This is a genomic window from Amycolatopsis eburnea, from assembly GCF_003937945.1.
GTDB lineage: Bacteria > Actinomycetota > Actinomycetes > Mycobacteriales > Pseudonocardiaceae > Amycolatopsis > Amycolatopsis eburnea.
Window position 1 is genome coordinate 1,125,006 of the sequence record NZ_RSEC01000058.1, and the last position, 19,458, is coordinate 1,144,463.

2 protein-coding genes are annotated in these 19,458 nt (G+C 74.8%); both read left to right on the forward strand.

Annotation, left to right across the window (positions count from 1 at the left end; all coding sequences use genetic code 11):
• The first annotated feature begins 48 nt into the window (after window positions 1-48).
• A complete protein-coding gene (locus EIY87_RS30580) occupies window positions 49-14,127 on the forward strand; it encodes a type I polyketide synthase (RefSeq protein WP_449657966.1) in 14,079 nt (4,692 codons plus the stop codon).
• A 24-nt stretch (window positions 14,128-14,151) separates the two neighbouring features.
• A complete protein-coding gene (locus EIY87_RS30585) occupies window positions 14,152-19,434 on the forward strand; it encodes a type I polyketide synthase (RefSeq protein WP_125313277.1) in 5,283 nt (1,760 codons plus the stop codon).
• The last annotated feature ends 24 nt before the right edge of the window (window positions 19,435-19,458 follow it).

Below are 19,458 nucleotides of genomic sequence, written 5' to 3' on the forward strand. Positions count from 1 at the left end.
CGGAGACCGACCACCATGGCCACAGCACCGGACAAGATCGTCGAAGCCCTGCGCGCGTCGCTCAAGGAGAGCGACCGGCTGCGGGAACTCAACCGGCGGCTCGAAGCGGCGGCGGGCGAGCCGATCGCCGTCATCGGGATGAGCTGCCGCTACCCCGGCGGCGCCGGGTCCCCCGAAGAGCTGTGGGACCTCGTCGCGCGTGCCGGCGACGCCGTCACCGGCTTCCCCGCCCGCCGCGGCTGGGACATCGAGGGGCTCTACGACCCGGACCCGGACGAGCCGGGCAAGGTCTACACCCGCGAAGGCGGGTTCCTGCACGACGCCGACCACTTCGACCCGGCGTTCTTCGGCATCAGCCCGCGCGACGCCCTCGCCATCGACCCGCAGCAGCGGCTGCTGCTGGAGGTGTCGCACGAGGCGTTCGAGCGGGCCGGGCTGACCGCGGACGCGGTGCGCGGCAGCCGCACCGGCGTGTTCGCCGGCGTGATGTACAACGACTACGCGGGCCGGATGTACCAGGTTCCGGACGGCTTCGAGGGCCTGCTCGGCAACGGCAGCGCGGGCAGCGTCGCCTCGGGCCGGATCGCCTACACCTTCGGGCTCGAAGGGCCCGCGGTCACCGTCGACACGGCGTGCTCGTCGTCGCTGGTCGCCGTCCACCTGGCCGCGCAGGCCCTGCGGCAGGGAGACTGCGGCCTGGCGCTCGCCGGGGGTGTGGCCGTGATGGCGACGCCGTCCGCGCTGATCGAGTTCAGCAGGCAGCGGGCGCTCGCGCCGGACGGCCGCTGCAAGGCCTTCGCGGCCGCCGCCGACGGCACCAGCTGGGCCGAAGGCGCCGGAGTCCTGCTCCTGGAACGGCTTTCCGACGCCGAGCGCCTCGGCCACCCGATCCTCGCCGTGGTCCGGGGGACCGCGGTGAACCAGGACGGCGCGTCCAACGGCATGACCGCGCCCAACGGCTTGGCCCAGCAGCGCGTGATCCGGGCGGCGCTGGCCAACGCGGGGCTGAGCGCGTCCGATGTGGACGCCGTCGAAGCGCACGGCACCGGGACGTCCCTGGGTGACCCGATCGAGGCCGAGGCACTGCTGGCGACCTACGGGCAGGACCGGGAGCGGCCGCTGTGGCTGGGGTCGCTGAAGTCCAACATCGGGCACACGCAGGCCGCCGCCGGCGTCGGCGGGATGATCAAGATGATCCAGGCGATGCGGCACGGCGTGCTGCCGAAGACGTTGCACGTCGACGCGCCTTCGCCGCACGTGGACTGGGCGTCCGGGGCGGTCGAGCTGCTCACCGACGCCCGGCCCTGGCCCGCAGCCGACCGGGTCCGGCGGGCGGGGGTCTCGTCGTTCGGGGTGAGCGGCACGAACGCGCACGTCATCCTGGAGTCGCCCAAGCGCCCCAATGTGGCGTTGGTTGCGTCTGACGCACCGAACGCCACATTGGGTGCGTTGGACGCACCGAACGCCACATTGGGTGCGTTGGACGCACCGAACGCCACATTGGGGCGCTTGGTGCCGTGGGTGCTCTCCGCCCGGAGTGAAGCCGCGCTGCGGGCGCAGGCGCGGAACTTGCTCGGCCTGGTGGACGAGAACCCGGCGGCGGTCGGGGCCGCGCTGGTGAAGACGCGGCAGGTGTACGAGCACCGGGCCGTCGTCGCCGGGGATCTGCGGGCCGGGCTGACCGCACTGGCCGAGCAGGGCGTCGGCGCCGAAGTCGCCCGAGGGAGCCGGCGGGCCGTGTTCGTCTTCCCCGGGCAGGGTTCGCAGTGGGCCGGGATGGGGCGTGAGCTGCTCGAATCGTCGCCGGTGTTCGCGGCGCGGATGGCCGAATGCGCGGCCGCCTTGAAGCCCTTCGTGGACTGGGACCTGTTCGACGTCCTCGACGGTGACCTGGAGCGCGTCGACGTCGTGCAGCCCGCGCTGTGGGCCGTGATGGTGTCGCTCGCCGAAGTCTGGCGCTCCCACGGGGTCGATCCCGCCGCCGTGATCGGGCACTCCCAGGGGGAGATCGCCTCCGCGGTGGTCGCGGGTGGACTGTCGCTTGAGGACGGTGCACGGGTCGTCGCGTTGCGGAGCAAGGCCATCCTGCGGCTGTCGGGCCTCGGCGGCATGGTGTCGCTCACCGTTCCCGTGGAGCGCGCGCGGGAGCTGATCGAGCCGTGGGGCGAGCGGCTTTCGATCGCCGCGGTCAACGGCCCGTCCTCGGTGGTCGTCTCCGGCGACGCCGCCGCACTCGACGAGCTGCTCACCCGGGATGTCCCGGCCAAGCGGATCGCGGTCGACTACGCGTCCCACTCCGCGCACGTCGAGGCCATCGAGGCCGAGCTGCTCGAAGTGCTGGCCCCGATCCGCCCGCGCACCGGCCGGATCCCGTTCCACTCGACCGTCACCGGCGAACTGCTCGACACCGCCGCGCTCGACGCCGCCTACTGGTACCGGAACCTGCGTCAGACCGTCCACTTCGACCGGACCGTGCGCGGCTTCGGCGGCAAGCCGGTGTTCGTCGAGTGCAGCCCGCACCCGGTGCTCGTCCCCGGCCTCGACGAAGCCGCCGTCGGCACCCTCCGCCGCGGCGACGGCGGCCGCGCCCGGCTGCTCACCTCGCTCGGCACCGCGTTCGGCCACGGCGTCGACGTCGACTGGGCACGCGAGTTCGACGGCGTCGACGCGACCGGCGTCGAACTGCCCACCTACCCGTTCCAGCGCACGCCGTTCTGGCTCGACGCACCCGCCGTGACCGGTGACGCCGCCGGGCTCGGCTCGGCCGGGCACCCGCTGCTCGGCGCGGTCGTCGCCCTCGCCGACGGCGACGGCTACCTGTTCACCGGCCGGCTTTCGCCGCGGTCGCACCCGTGGCTGGCCGACCACGTCGTCCGCGGCTCGGTCGTGCTGCCCGGCACCGGGCTGCTCGAACTCGCCGCGCGGGCCGCGCAGGAGACCGGCACCCGGGTCGTCGAAGACCTCGTCATGGAGGCCCCGGTGGTGCTGCCCGAGCAGGGCGCCCTCGAGGTCCAGGTCTCGGTCGGCGCGCCCGACGGCACCGGACGGCGCCCGGTCGGCGTGTTCAGCCGCACCGAAGACGACTGGACGCGGCACGCGAGCGGCGTGCTCGGCGGCGCCGAACCGGCGGGCACGGACCTGCTGATCTGGCCGCCCACCGGTGCCGAAGCCCTCGACGTCGCGGGCCTGCACGACCGGTTCGCCGCCCAGGGCTTCACCTACGGCCCGGCGTTCCGCGGGCTGCGCGCGGCCTGGCAGCTAGCCGACGAAATCTACGCCGAGGTCGCGCTCCCGGCGGACCTCGCGCCCGAGGCCGCCCGGTTCGGGCTGCACCCGGCGCTGCTCGACTCGGCCCTGCAGGCCGCGGCCCTCGGCGGCGGCGAGCGGGCCCTGATGCCGTTCGCGTGGTCCGGCGCGGTCCTGCGCTCGGCCGGCCCGGCCACCCTGCGCGTCCGGATCCGCCCGGCCGGCGACGACGCCGTGGCGCTCGACATCGCCGACGGCACCGGGGTCGCCGTCGCCACCGTGTCGTCGCTGGTCCTACGGCCCCTGGCGGCGCAGCAGCTGGTCACCGACTCGCTGTTCCGTCCGGAGTGGACGCCGGTCGAGGTGCCGTCCGATGTGGATCCGGACCTGACTTTGGTGCACGTCACCGGCGATCCGGCCGACGTCGGCGGGAGCGTCCGGCGCGTCCTGGCCGACGCCCTCGAGACGATCCAGTCCCACTTGGACGGTGACGGCCGCCTGGTGTTCGTCACCCGGGGCGCGACCACCGGCGCGGACCCCGCGGCGGCGGCCGTCTGGGGCCTGGTCCGCTCGGTCCGCGCCGAGCACCCGGACCGGTTCCTGCTCGCGGACACCGACACCGACGACCTCACCCCGCTCCTCGCCGTGCTCGCCGCGGGGGAGGAGCCCGAAGCCGCCTTGCGCGACGGGGTCGTGCTCGTGCCGCGGCTGGTCCGCGCCGAGCAGCCGGACGCCGACGCCGTGTCCGCGTTCGACGTCAGCGGCACGGTCCTGATCACCGGCGGCACCGGCGCGCTCGGCTCGCTGCTGGCCCGGCACCTGGTCACCGCGTACGGCGCCCGCCACCTGCTGCTGACCAGCCGCACCGGCGCGGCGAACCCCGACCTGGACGACCTCGACGCCGACGTCCGGATCGTCCAGTGCGACGTCGCCGACCGCGACCGGCTCGCCGAGATCCTCGCGGACGAGCAGATCACCGCCGTCGTGCACGCCGCGGGCGCGCTCGCCGACGGCGTCGTGGAATCGCTGACCACGGACGACTTCGAGCAGGTCCTGCGGCCCAAAGTGGACGCCGCGCTCGCCCTGGACGAACTCACCGACGCGCCGACGTTCGTGCTGTTCTCCTCCGCGACCGGCACGCTCGGCAGTGCCGGGCAGGCCGCGTACGCCGCCGCGAACGCGGTCCTCGACGCCCTCGCGCGCCGCCGGCCGGGTGCGCAGTCGCTGGCCTGGGGCCTGTGGGCGCGCAGCGGCGGCATGACCGGCGCGATGACCGACCTCGACCGGCGGCGGCTGGCCCGAGCGGGCTTCCCGCCGCTGGCCGACGAGCCGGGCCTCGCGCTGTTCGACACCGCCCGCACGCTGGCCGACGCGGTGCTCGTGCCGGTGAAGCTGAACATCGCCGCGCTGCGCGACCAGCCGGTGCCGCCGGTGCTGCGCAAGCTCGTGCCCGCGCGAGCGGCCGCCGTCGACCCGGGCCTGCGGTCGAGGCTGGCCGGCCTCGACGACGCCGGGCGCGAGCGCCTGCTGACCGAGATCGTCCGCACCCAGGTCGCCGTGGTGCTGGGCCACGCCGACGTGTCCACAGTGGACACGACGATGGCGTTCCGGGACCTCGGGTTCGACTCGCTGACCGCGGTCGACCTGCGCAACCGGCTGTCGGCCGCGACCGGACTGCGGCTGCCCGCCGCGCTCGTGTTCGACCACCCGACGCCCGCCGCGCTCGCTGCGTTCCTCCGGACCGAACTCGGCGGCGCCACGACCGTCCGGGAGACGGCGGCCGCGGCAGCGTCGGACGAGCCGATCGCGATCGTCGGGATGAGCTGCCGGTTCCCCGGCGGCGTCACCTCGCCGGAGGACTTCTGGCGGCTCCTGGACGACGGCGTCGACGCCATCGGCGGGTTCCCGGCCGACCGCGGCTGGGACGTCGACGGGCTCTACGACCCCGAGCCGAAGCCGGGCAAGACCTACGTCCGCGCCGGCGGGTTCCTCGACAGCGCCGCCGACTTCGACCCCGGCTTCTTCGGCATCTCGCCGCGGGAAGCCCTCGCCATGGACCCGCAGCACCGCCTGCTGCTGGAAGCGGCGTGGGAGGCGTTCGAGCGGGCCGGCATCGACCCCGGCACGCTGCGCGGCAGCCGCACCGGCGTGTTCGCCGGGCTGATGTACCACGACTACGGCCCCCGCCTGTCCGACGGCCCCGACGACGTCGAGGGCTTCCTCGGCGTCGGCAACTCGGGCAGCGTCGCCTCGGGCCGGATCGCCTACACGTTCGGGCTCGAAGGCCCGGCGGTCACGGTCGACACGGCGTGCTCGTCGTCGCTGGTCGGGCTGCACCTGGCCGTCCAGTCGCTGCGCTCGGGCGAGTGCACGATGGCGCTGGCGGGCGGCGCGACGGTGATGGCCACCCCCGGCACGTTCGTCGAGTTCTCCCACCAGCGCGGGCTTTCGCGCGACGGGCGCTGCAAGGCGTTCTCGGCCGACGCGGACGGCGCCGGCTGGGCCGAGGGCGTCGGAATGCTGTTGGTGGAACGGCTTTCCGACGCGCGGCGGCTCGGGCACCCGGTGCTCGCGGTCGTGCGCGGGACCGCGGTGAACCAGGACGGCGCGTCCAACGGGCTCACCGCACCCAACGGTCCTTCGCAGCAGCGCGTGATCCGCGCCGCGCTGGCGAACGCGGGCCTGCGGCCGTCCGATGTGGACGTCGTCGAAGCGCACGGGACCGGGACGTCGCTGGGCGACCCGATCGAAGCCGACGCGCTGCTGGCGACGTACGGCCAGGACCGCGCGCACCCCTTGCTGCTCGGGTCGGTCAAGTCGAACATCGGCCACGCGCAGGCCGCCGCCGGGGTCGCCGGCGTCGTCAAGATGGTGCTCGCGCTCGGCCACGACACGGTCCCGCGCACCCTGCACGCCGCGACGCCGACCCCGCACGTGGACTGGTCGTCCGGCGCGATCCGGCTGCTCGCGCAGCCCGAGCCGTGGCCGTCGACGGGCCGCCCCCGGCGGGCGGCGGTGTCGTCGTTCGGGATCAGCGGGACCAACGCGCACGTGATCCTCGAGGCGGCGCCCGAGGTGGCGACGGCCGAGGTCGAGCGGGTGGTGCCGCCGGTGGTGCCGTGGGTGTTCTCGGCCCGGAGCGCCGAGGCGCTGCAGGCGCGGATCTCGTCGGTCGACGGTGACCCGCTGGACGTCGGGTTTTCGCTGGTCACGACCCGGGCGTTGTTCGAGCACCGCGCGGTGATCCTCGACGGCCGCGCGATCACCGGGGTGGCCCGGCCGGGGCGCCGGGTGGCGTTCGTCTTCCCGGGGCAGGGTTCGCAGTGGACCGGGATGGGTCGCGAGCTGCTCGGCTCGTCGCCGGTGTTCGCCGCGCGGATGGCGGAGTGCGCGGCGGCGCTGGAGCCCTTTGTGGACTGGAAGCTCTTGGACGCGCTCGACGGTGACCTTTCGCGGGTCGATGTCGTGCAGCCGGTTCTGTGGGCGGTGATGGTCTCGCTGGCCGAGGTGTGGCGGTCGTACGGCGTCGAACCCGCTGCCGTTGTGGGGCATTCGCAGGGTGAGATCGCGGCCGCCGTGGTCGCGGGGGGACTGTCCCTTGAGGATGGTGCGCGGGTGGTCGCTCTCCGGAGCAAGGCGATCCTCCGGCTGTCCGGGCTGGGCGGGATGGTGTCGCTGGCCGCGCCGGTCGAGCGGGTGCGTGAGTTGATCGCGCCGTGGGACGGGCGGATTTCGGTGGCGGCGGTGAACGGGCCGTCGTCGGTCGTGGTCTCCGGTGAGGCGGCGGCGCTCGATGAGCTGCTGGCGTCGGTGGACGTGCGGGCGCGGCGGATCGCTGTCGACTATGCGTCGCATTCGGCGCAGGTCGAGTTGCTGGCCGATGAGCTGGCGTCGGTGCTGGCCGAGGTGACACCGCGGTCCGGGCGGGTCCCGTTCGTGTCCGCGGTGACGGGCGAGGTGCTCGACACGGCTGCCCTGGACGCGGCCTACTGGTACCGCAACCTGCGTGAACCCGTCCGGTTCGACCGGGCGATCGGCGGTTTGCTGGACACGGGGCACACGGCGTTCGTCGAGTGCAGCGCGCACCCGGTGCTGACGGCGGGCGTCGAGGAGACGGCAGACGGTCGTGAGGTGGTGGCCACCGGCACCCTGCGCCGGGACGACGGCGGCGCCGACCGGCTCACGCGGTCTCTGGCGGAGGCGTTCGTGGCCGGTGTCCCGATCGACTGGACGGTGGCGTTCCGCGGGACGGGTGCATCCCGGGTCGAGCTGCCGACGTATCCGTTCCGGCACCGGCGCTTCTGGCCGAGCGATCCGGAACCGCGCTCGGCGAACCCCGTCGACGACCGGTTCTGGGACGCGCTGGAGCGCGCGGATCTCAGTGCGCTCGGCGTTGACGAGGAGCAGCGGGAGGCGTTGGACTCGGTGCTCCCGGCTTTGTCGTCGTGGCGGCGGCGTAGTCAGGAGCGGTCCACTGTGGACGGGTGGCGGTACCGCGTCACCTGGCGCCCCCTGCGGCCTGTGGCGGCCAAGCTCACCGGCCGTTGGCTGTTGGTGGTCCCGGAGGACGGCGTCGATCCGCTCGAAACTTCCCTGGCGGCCCAAGGTGCCGAAGTCACGCGGCTCGTCGTCGACCCCGCCGCCGACCGCGCGGCGCTCGCGGCACTCCTCGCCGAACACCAGAACGTCACCGGAGTCCTTTCCCTCCTGGCCTCCGCGCCCGGGCGGCACCCGGACTACCCGGCCGTCCCGCTGGCGCACGCCGCCACCGTCACCCTCGTCCAGGCACTCGGGGACGCCGGTGTCGAAGCGCCGCTCTGGGTCGCCACCCGGGGCGCGCTGAGCACCGGCCCGGCCGACGCCGCCGTCGATCCCGAGCAGGCCCTGGTCTGGGGGCTCGGCCCGGTCGTCGGCCAGGAGCACCCGGGCCGCTGGGGTGGGCTGATCGATCTGCCCGCCACCGGGGACGTCGCCGGGCACGTCGCCGCCGTGCTGGCCGCGCCCGGTGGGGAAGACCAGCTCGCGGTCCGGACCTCCGGGGTGCTCGCCCGGCGGCTGGCCCACGCCACCGGCGGCGGGACCGCGAAGACGTGGCGGCCGAAGGGAACCGTGCTCGTCACCGGCGGTACCGGGGCGCTCGGCGCGCACGTCGCCCGGTGGCTCGCCCGCGGCGGTGCCGAGCACGTCATCCTCACCGGACGCCGGGGTCTCGACGCGCCCGGTGCCCCCGAGCTGGTCGCGGAACTCGAGGCGCACTGCCGGGTCACGGTGTCCACAGTGGACCTGGCGGACCGCGCGGCGCTCGCGGCGCTGCTCGAGGACGTGCCGCTGACCGCTGTCGTCCACACCGCCGCCGCGCTCGATGACGCGTTGCTGGAGCAGCTCACGCTCGGGCAGGTCGAGCACGTCCTGCGGGTCAAGGCCGAAGCCGCGGTCAACCTCCACGAGCTGACCCGCGCCCGCGACCTCGACGCGTTCGTCCTGTTCTCCTCCTTCGGCGGCATGTTCGGCGCCGCGGGCCAGGGCAACTACGCCCCCGGCAACGCCTTCGTCGACGCTCTCGCGCGCCGTCGGCGGGCCGAGGGGCTGCCCGCGACCGCCGTCGTCTGGGGACACTGGGCCGCCGGCGGCATGGCCACCGGTGCCGTCGAGGAGCGCATGCTCTCCCGCGGTGTCCCGGCGATGGACCCGGACCTGGCGATCGCGGCGCTGCAGCGCGTGCTCGACCACGACGAGACCAGCGCCGTCGTCGTCGACATCGACTGGGCCCGCGTCGTCGCCGTGTCCGGGACGCCGAGCCCGCTGTTCCGCGAGATCCCCGAGGTCCGGCGGCTCGTCGCCGAGGCGGCGCCGGAAGCGCAGGCCGACTTCCTCGGGGTCGTCCGCGCGCAGGTCGCGGCCGTGCTCGGCTACGACTCCGCCGCCGACGTCGACGCCGACCGGGCGTTCCGCGACCTCGGCTTCGACTCGGTGACGGCCATCGAGCTGCGCAACCGCCTCCAGGCGGCCACCGGGCGGCGGCTGCCCGCGACCCTCGTCTTCGACTACCCGAACCCCGAAGCGCTCGCGCGGCACCTCGGCGGCGGGCAGGAGGCCGTGGCCGTCGCCACGACGAGCACCGACGAACCCCTCGCGATCGTCGCCATGAGCTGCCGGTTCCCCGGCGGCGTCGGCTCGCCCGACGACCTGTGGCGGATGCTCGACGCGGGCGGCGAAGGCATCTCCGGCTTCCCCGCCGACCGCGGCTGGGACCTCGGCGGGCTCTTCGACCCCGACCCGGACGCGCCCGGCAAGACGTACGTCCGGGAAGGCGGTTTCCTCGACGGCGTAGCGGAATTCGACCCGGCGTTCTTCGGGATCAGCCCGCGTGAAGCCCTCGCGATGGACCCGCAGCAGCGGCTGCTGCTGGAGACGTCGTGGGAGGCGTTCGAAAGCGCCGGCATCACCCCGGCCGGCCTGCGCGGCAGCCGGACCGGCGTGTTCGTCGGCGCCAGCACGTCGTCGTACGGTGCCGGGCTCGCCGAGCCGCCGGAAGGGACCGAGGGGCACCTGCTCACCGGCACTTCGATGAGCGTCACCGCCGGACGGCTCGCCTACATCTACGGCACCGAAGGCCCGGCCGTCACCCTCGACACGGCGTGCTCGTCATCGCTGGTCGCGCTGCACATGGCCGGGCAGTCGCTGCGCAGCGGGGAAAGCGAGCTGGCGATCGCCGGCGGCGTGACCGTGATGGCGTCCCCGGCGCCGTTCGTGCTGTTCAGCAGGCAGCGCGGGCTCGCGAAGGACGGCCGCTGCAAGGCGTTCTCCGCCGGCGCGGACGGGATGGGCATGGCCGAGGGCATCGGCATGGTCGTCCTGGAACGGCTGTCCGACGCGCGGCGCAACGGCCACCCCGTGCTCGCGGTCATCCGCGGATCCGCGGTCAACTCCGACGGCGCGTCGAACGGCCTCACCGCTCCGAACGGCCCGTCCCAGCAGCGGGTGATCCGGGCCGCGCTGGCTTCCGCGGGACTGCGGCCGTCCGATGTGGACGCGGTCGAGGCGCACGGCACCGGGACGGCGCTGGGCGACCCGATCGAAGCGCAAGCCCTGCTGGCCACCTATGGCCAGGACCGCTCGGAGCCGTTGTGGCTGGGCAGCGTCAAGTCGAACATCGGCCACACGCAGGCCGCTTCCGGTGTCGCGGGCGTGATCAAGATGGTCATGGCCCTGCGCCACGGTGTCCTGCCGCGCACGCTGCACGCCGAGGAGCGCTCGACGCACATCGACTGGACGGCGGGTTCGGTCGAGCTGCTCACCGAACCGCGGCCGTGGACGCCGGGCGACCGCCCGCGCCGCGCCGGGGTGTCTTCGTTCGGCGTGAGTGGCACCAACGCGCACCTGATCCTGGAGCAGGCGCCGGAGAACGCGTCGGCCGCCGAGCCGGTGACGCCGCCCGCGGTGCCGTGGGTGCTCTCGGCTCGCACCGCCGACGCGCTGCGGGCGCAGGCCGCGAACCTGCTGTCGCGTGTGGACGGTGCCCATCCGGCCGACGTCGGGTTCTCCCTGGCGACGACGCGGTCGGAGTTCGCGCACCGGGCCGTCGTCGTCGGCCGGGACGCCGCCGAACTGCGGGACCGGCTGGGGAAGCTGGCCGGTCCGGGGGTCGCGGAAGGGGTGGCCGGGTCGCCCGGCAAGGTCGTGTTCGTCTTCCCCGGCCAAGGTTCCCAGTGGACCGGTATGGCGGCTGAGCTGCTCGACGCCTCCCCGGTGTTCGCCGCGCGGATGGCCGAGTGCGCGGCGGCGCTGACGTCCTATGTGGACTTCTCGCTGCTCGACGTCGTCCGTGCGGGCGAGTCGATCGAGCGGGTGGACGTCGTGCAGCCGGTGCTGTGGGCGATCCTGGTGTCGCTGGCTGCGGTCTGGGATTCGCTCGGCGTCCGGCCGGACGCGGTGCTCGGGCACAGCCAGGGTGAGATCGCCGCGGCCGTCGTCGCCGGTGGACTGTCGCTTGAGGACGGTGCGCGCGTCGTCGCGCTGCGCAGCCAGGCCATCCGGGAGCTGGCGGGGCAGGACGGGATGGTCTCCGTCGCGCTCGCGGCCGATCTCGTGCGTGCGCGGCTGGCGGACTACGCGGACCTGTCGGTCGCCGCGGTGAACGGGCCCGGGGCGGTCGTGGTGTCCGGGGGAGCGGCGGAACTGACCCGCTTCCAGGACGCGTGCGTCGCCGACGAGGTGCGGGTCCGGCGGATCCCGGTGGACTACGCGTCGCACTCGGCCCACGTGACCCGCATCGAAGACCGGCTGGCGGAGCTGCTGGCCCCGGTGACGCCGATGGCCGGGCGGGTGCCGTTCTTCTCGACGGTGACCGGTGGCCTGATCGACACCAGCACGCTCGACGCGTCCTATTGGTACCGCAACCTGCGCCAGACCGTGGAGTTCGAGGAGGCCACGCGGGCGCTGCTGGACGCCGGGCACGGCGTGTTCGTCGAATGCAGCCCGCACCCGGTGCTGACGACGGCGATCGCCGAGACGGCGGAGCGCGCCGAACGCCCGGCCGTCACCGGCGGCACCCTCCGGCGTGACGCGGGTGGTGCCGACCGCGTGCTGCTGTCGGCGGCGGAGCTGTACGTCCAGGGCGTGCCGGTCGACTGGGCCGGGGTCCTGCGCGGGGGGCGCCGGGTCGAGCTGCCGGTGTACCCGTTCCAGCACCAGCGGTTCTGGCTGGACTTCGAGCTGCCGGGGGTCGCGAAGGCGGAAGACGCCGGGTTCTGGTCCGCGGTGGACGCGGGCGATCCGGCCGGGCTGGCGGCGGTGCTCGGCGCCGACTCCGACGCGGTCGCCTCGGTGCTGCCCGCGCTGGCGCGGTGGCGGGCGGACCGGGCGGAGGAGTCCGTTGTGGACTCGATGCGGTACACCGTCGAGTGGGAACCGGTCGCTGAGCCCGTTGCGGGTGAGCCGGGCCGCTGGCTCGTGGTTGCCGAGGATGCGGCCGACCCGCTGATCGCGGAGTTCGTGCGGCAGGGGCACGAGGTTGTGCTCACCGGGCCGGGCGAGGACTTGGCCGGTGAGTTCGTGCGGCTGGACCGCGAGGTCGCGGTTGCCGGGCCGGGCGATGGCGCGGCGGCGGGGTTCTCGCGGCGGGGTGCCGCGCCCGGCGACGACCTCGCCGGGAACTTCACCGGCGTCGTCTCGCTGCTCGCCGCGGACCGGTCCGAACTGCGGCCGGGAGTCACAGCCGGGCTCGTCGCGAACCTCGTGCTGTCCCAGCGCCTGACCGAAGCCGGGATCACCGCGCCCCTCTGGTGCGTGACCCGCGGCGCCGTACGCGTCACGGCGACGGACCTCCCACCGGACCCCGTGCAGGCCCAGACCTGGGGCTTCGGCCGCGTGGTCGGCCTCGAACAGCCTCAGCGCTGGGGCGGCCTGGTCGACCTGCCCGCCGACCCCGACGAAAACGCCCTCCGGCGCTGCCTCGCCACCATCACCGGCGGTGGCCCGGAAGACCAGGTCGCCGTCCGCGGTGACGGCGTCTTCGGCCGGCGCCTGATCCGCGCGCCCAAGCCCGCCTCGCCCCCGGTGCCGTGGCGGCCGCGCGGGACCGTTCTGGTCACCGGGGCGACCGGGGCGCTCGGTCCGGTGATCGCCCGCAAGCTCGCCGCGGACGGTGCCGGGCACCTCGTGCTCGTCAGCCGCCGGGGCATGGCGGCGGCCGGGATGGCCGAACTGGCCGAGGAACTCGAAAACGTCACCGTCGCCGCCTGCGACGTCGCCGACCGGGACGCGCTGGCGACGCTCGTCGAGAAGACCGAAGCCGAGCACGGGCCGATCCGGTCGGTGGTGCACGCCGCCGCGCTGATCCGGCTCACCGCGCTGGCCGAGTCCACAGTGGAGGAGTTCGCCGACGTCCTCGCCGCGAAGGTCGCCGGGGCCGCACACCTGGACGAGCTGTTCGCCGAGCGCGACCTGGACGCCTTCGTGCTCTTCTCCTCGATCGCCGGCGTCTGGGGCAGCGGTGACCACGGCGCCTACGCGGCGGGGTCGGCCTACCTGGACGCGCTCGCCGAGCGGCGGCGGGCGCGGGGCCGCACGGCGACGTCGATCGCGTGGGGCGTCTGGGACGCCCGGCACGTGCTCGACGACGGTGTCGTGGTCGAGGACCTGATGGACCTCAACCCGGAGTGGCACGGCCTCTCCCCGATGGCGACGGCGGCCGGCATGCGCGGGATGCAGCGGGCGCTCGACCTCGACGACACCTTCGTCGCGGTCGCCGAGGTCGACTGGGCGCGGTTCACCGCCGCGTTCACCTCGGCGCGGCCGAGCCCGCTGCTCGGCGGGATCGAGGACGTCCGGCGGCTGCTCGCCGCGGAAGCCGAGGCCGACGCGGCCGCTATCGGGACGATGGAAGCGTTTCGGGAGCGGCTGCTGGCAATGTCGGTCGTCGAGCGGCAACGGACCGTGCTGGAGCTGGTCCGCGGCATGGCGGCGACCGTGCTCGGGCACGACTCGCCGTCGGCGCTCGACCCGGCCCAAGCGTTCCAGGAGCTCGGGTTCGACTCGCTCACCGCGGTCGACCTGCGCAACCGGCTCGCGACGGCCACCGGGCTGCGGCTGCCCGCCACGCTCGTCTTCGACCACCCGAGCGCGCAGGCCCTCGCCACGCACGTCCTCGCCGAGCTGGTGCCCGGCGAGGCGGCGGCGGGCCTGGCCGAGCTCGACCGGCTGGAGGCGGCGCTCGCGGACGGTGTCGCCGACGGCCCGGCGCGCACGGAGCTGACCCTGCGGCTGACCACGCTGCTGAGCCGGCTGAACACCGCCGAGCCGGCGCCCGGGGACCGCGACCTCGCCGCGGCGACCGACGACGAGCTGTTCGACGTCCTCGACGGCCTGCGCACCCCCTGACCTTTCGCACCTAGGAGCAGCACCATGGACACCCCCGAAGAGAAGCTGCGGGAGTACCTCCGCTGGGCCACCACCGACCTGCGCGACACCCGCAAGCGGCTGGCCGACCTCGAAGACCGGGCGCACGAGCCGATCGCCGTCGTCGGCACCGGCTGCCGGTACCCGGGTGGCGTCCGCTCGGCCGCCGACCTGTGGCGGCTCGTCCACGAGGGCGGGGACGCCGTCGGGGAGTTCCCGGCCGAGCGCGGCTGGGACGTCGAGGCGCTCTACGACCCCGACCCCGACAGCCAGGGCACGACCTACGCGCGCGGCGGTGGTTTCTACCGCGACGCCGGGAAGTTCGACGCGGGCTTCTTCTCGATCAGCCCGCGCGAGGCCCTCGCGATGGACCCGCAGCAGCGGCTGCTCCTGGAAGTCGGGTGGGAGGCCTTCGAAAGCGCGGGGATCGACCCGGCGTCGGCACGCGGCGAGCAGGCGGGGGTGTTCGTCGGCGGCGGGTTCTCCGACTACGGCGGCGCGATGCAGTCGGCACCCGAAGGCGTCGAAGGCCACCTGGTGACGGGCAAGGCGGGCAGTGTCCTTTCCGGACGGATCGCCTACACCCTCGGCCTGGAGGGACCGGCGGTCACGGTCGACACGGCGTGCTCGTCGTCGCTGGTGGCGCTGCACCTCGCCGTGCAGGCGCTGCGACGCGGCGAGTGCACGATGGCGCTCGCCGGCGGGGTGACGGTCATGTCGACCCCGGCCGTGCTGATCGAGTTCAGCCGCCAGCGCGGGGTCGCCCCGGACGGCCGCTGCAAGGCGTTCGCCGGCGCGGCCGACGGCATGGGGCTCGCCGAGGGCGCGGGCGTGGTGCTGCTGGAACGGCTTTCGGACGCGGTCGCGAAGGGCCGGACCGTGCTCGCGGTGATCCGCGGCTCGGCGATCAACCAGGACGGCGCGTCCAACGGCCTGTCCGCGCCGAGCGCACCCGCCCAGCGGCGCGTGATCCGCCGGGCGCTGGCGGACGCGCGGCTCACGCCGGCCGAGATCGACGTCGTCGAGGCGCACGGCACCGGCACCGAGCTGGGCGACCCGATCGAGGCGTCGGCGCTGCTGGCGACGTACGGCCAGTCCCGCTCCGGCGCGCCGCTGTGGCTGGGCAGCGTCAAGTCGAACATCGGGCACGCGCAGGCGGCGTCCGGGGTGGCGGGTGTCATCAAGATGGTCGAGGCGCTGCGGCACGGTGTGCTGCCGAAGACGCTGCACGTCGACGAGCCGTCGCCGCACATCGACTGGGCGTCGGGCGAGGTGGAGCTGCTCACCGAGGCCCGGGAGTGGCCGGCTTCCGACCGCCCGCGCCGTGCGGCGGTCTCGTCGTTCGGGGTGAGCGGCACCAACGCGCACGTGATCCTGGAGGAGTACCCCAATGTGGCGTTGGGTGCATCTGACGCACCGAACGCCACATTGGGTGCGTCCAACGCACCCAACGCCACATTGGGGCGCTTGGGGCCGGGGGTGATGCCGTGGGTGCTGTCGGCCAAGACCGGGAGTGCGCTGCGGGCGCGGGCGGCGCAGCTCAGCGGGATCGAAGGAGACCCGGCGGACGTCGGGTTCTCGCTGGCCACCACGCGGACCGTCCTGGAGCACCGCGCCGTCGTCCTCGGGGACGGGGAGGAGCTGCGGCGCGGGCTGGCCGCGCTGGCCGCGGGCGAACCGGACCCGGCGGTTATCGAGGGGACGCCGTCGGGTGGGGGCGGGGTCGTGTTCGTCTTCCCCGGTCAGGGTTCCCAGTGGGCCGGGATGGGGCAGGAACTCCTCGACACCGAACCGGTGTTCGCGGCCCGGATGGCCGAGTGCGCCGACGCTCTCGCGTCCCATGTGGACTGGAAGCTCTTCGACGTCCTTTCCGATGAAGCCGCGTTGCAGCGCGTCGACGTCGTGCAGCCCGCGCTGTGGGCCGTGATGGTCTCGCTGGCCGCGGTGTGGCGCGCCCACGGCGTCGAACCGGCGGCCGTGCTCGGGCACAGCCAGGGCGAGATCGCGGCGGCGTGCGTTGCCGGGGCACTGTCCCTTGAGGACGCCGCCATGGTCGTCGCGGTGCGCAGCCGTGAGCTGCTGCGCCTGGCCGGCGGGGGCGGCATGGTGTCGGTGGCGCAGCCGGTCGCCGCGGTGACCGCGCGGATCGAGGGCACCGGGCTGGCGATCGCCGCCGCCAACGGGGCGAACTCCGTCGTCGTCTCCGGGCCGGCCGACGCGCTCGAGCGGCTGCTGGCCGGGTGCGCAGCCGACGGCGTCCGCGCCCGGCGGATCCCGGTGGACTACGCGTCGCACTCCGAGCAGGTCGAAGCCATCGAGGAACGGCTGCTCGAAGTCCTCGCGCCGGTGCGGCCGCGGGCCGGTGAGCTGCCGTTCTACTCGACCGTCACCGGCCGCCCGGCCGACCCCACCCAGCTCGACGCCGGCTACTGGTACTGCAACCTCCGCCAGACCGTCGAGTTCGAGCAGGCCACCCGCAAGCTGCTGGCCGACGGCCACGGCGTCTTCGTCGAGTGCAGCCCGCACCCGGTGCTGGCCACCGCCGTGCAGGAGACGGCGGAGGACGCGGGCCGCGAGGTCGTGGCGGTCGGCACGCTCCGCCGCGACGACGGCGGCCGCCCGCGCCTGCTGCGCTCGATCGCCGAGGCGTTCGTGCGCGGCGTGCCCGCCGACTGGGCGACGGCGTTCGAGGGCGCGTACACCGTCCCGCTGCCGACCTACCCGTTCGACGGCGACCACTACTGGCTCCCGGCCGGCGCGGCCGTGGCGGACCTCGGTTCGGCGGGGCTGGCGGCGGCGGGCCACCCGCTCCTCGGGGCGGCCGTCGAGCTGCCCGACGACGGCGGATTCCTTTTCACCGGACGGCTTTCGGCGCGGTCGCACCCGTGGCTGACCGAGCACGCCGTGCACGGCACGGTCCTGCTCGTCGGCACGGCGTTCGTAGAACTCGCGCTGCACGCCGCCGCGGAAGCCGGCTGCGCGGAAGTGGAGGAGCTGGCCCTCGAAGCCCCGCTCGTGCTGCCGTCCGACGGCGCGGTGCTGCTCCGGCTCACCGTCGGCGCGGCCGGCGACGACGGACGGCGGCCCCTGGCACTGCACTCGCGGCCGGAAGACGACCTGCTCGGCGAGTGGACGCGGCACGCCGCCGGGTTCGCCGCGCCGGGCGACGTCGTCCCCACGGCGGGTCTGGCGTTGTGGCCCCCGGCGGACGCCGAGCCGGTGCCGCTCGACGACGTCTACGGGCGCGCGGCCGAGCGCGGGTTCGAGTACGGGCCGGTGTTCCAGGGGCTGAAGGCGGTGTGGCGCCGCGGCGACGAGGTGTTCGCCGAGGTGGCGCTGCCGCGGGAACACCACGGCGAGGCCGCGCGGTTCGGCGTGCACCCGGCGTTGCTCGACGCCGCACTGCACGCCGTCGCGCTCGGCTCGTTGAACACCGAGGGCACCGGGCGGCTGCCGTTCTCGTGGGCCGGGGTCCGGCTGCACGCGGCGGGCGCGACAGCGCTGCGCGTGCGGCTCACGCCGTCCGGCACGGAGACGCTGACCGTCGAGGTCGCCGACGAAGCCGGGTCGCCGGTCGCGGTGATCGACGCGCTCACCTCGCGGCCCGTCCTGCCCGGCCAGGTGCGGGCGGCCCGGCGGTCCGGTCCGCTGTTCCGCGTCGACTGGGTGCCCGGCGCTCCCGGCAGCCCGGTGGACGCCGAGTTCGTCCCGGTGCCCGGCGGTGACGTTCGTGAAGTGCTGGGCGCGGTGCTGGCGCGCCTCCAGTCCGATGTGGACTCCGACCGGCGGCTTGTGTTCGTCACTTCCGGGGCGACCACTGGCGATCCGGTCGCCGCGGCCGTCTGGGGGCTGGTGCGATCGGCGCAGGCCGAGCACCCGGACCGGTTCGCCCTGCTGGATCTGGAGCACCCGGACGACCCGGTGCCCGCCGGGCTGCCCGCGGACGAGAACCAGTTCGCCGTCCGAAGTGGACAGATCCTCGTGCCGCGGCTGGCGCCGGTTCCCGCCGAACCGGCCGCACCCCCGGCGTTCGACGGCAGCGTGCTGATCACCGGCGGCACAGGGACCCTCGGCCGCCTGGTCGCCGGGCACCTCGCGCGGAACGGGACGAAGCGGCTCGTGCTGGTCAGCCGACGCGGGTACGCCGCGCCCGGCGCCGCCGACGTCGTCTCCGGCCTGACCGCGCTGGGCGCGGAGGTGACGGTCGTGGCGTGCGACGTCGCCGACCGCGTCCGCCTGGCCGAAGTCCTCGGCGACATCCCCGACCTCGCCGCCGTGGTGCACACCGCCGGTGCGCTCGACGACGGCGTCGTCGAAACCCTGACGCCGGACCGGATCGACGCCGTGCTGCGGGCCAAAGTGGACGCCGCCCGGCACCTGCACGAACTGGTCCCCGACGCGCACCTGGTGCTGTTCTCCTCGGCCGCGGGCACGTTCGGCACGCCGGGGCAGGGCAACTACGCGGCAGCCAATGCCTACCTCGACGCGCTGGCCCGGCACCGGCACTCGCACGGGCTGCCCGGGCAGTCGCTCGCCTGGGGCCTGTGGGCGGACACCAGCGAGCTGACCGGAACCCTCGGGTCGAGTGGCCTGGACCGGTTGCGCCGCACCGGATCCCGGGCGTTCACCGCCGAAGACGGCCTCGCCGCGTTCGACCTCGCGCTGGCGTCCGGCGAGCCGGTGGTCGTGCCGGTGCAGCTCGACCTGCGCGTGCGCGGCGACCAGGCGGTGCCGCCGTTGCTGCGGGGGCTGGTCCGGGCGCCGCTGCGGCGGACCGCTGCCGTCGACACCTCGGTGCGCGGTCAGCTGTCCGGGCTCGCGCCGGAGGAACGGGACCGCGTGCTGCTCACGCTGGTGCGCGCCCAGGCGGCCGCGGTGCTCGGGCACGCCGGCCCGGGCGCGGTCGAGCCGGGCCGCGGGTTCCTCGACCTCGGGTTCGACTCGCTCACCGCGGTCGAGCTGCGCAACCGCCTGCAGGCCGCGACGGGCCTGCGGCTGCCCGCGACCCTCGTGTTCGACCACCCGACCGCGACGGCGCTCGCCCGGTTCCTTGCCGAGCGGCTCGGTACGGACGCCGGCCCGGCGCTCGCCCCCGCGCTGGCCGAACTCGGCCGCCTCGAAACCGTGCTGGCGCCGTTCACCGGCGAGGCCCGCGAGGCGATCACGGTGCGGCTCAAGGAACTGCTCGCCCGCTGGAGCACCGACCCCGGCGCCGGCCCGGCCGCCGACATCGACGCGGCCACGGACGACGAGCTGTTCGGCGTCCTCGACGAGCTGCGCACCCCCTGACCACCCCCTTCCTGGAGCCATCGG

Coding starts and splice junctions, on each gene's coding strand:
- EIY87_RS30585 (WP_125313277.1), top strand. CDS start 14,152: ATGGACACCCCCGAAGAGAAGCTGCGGGAGTACCTCCGCTGGGCCACC.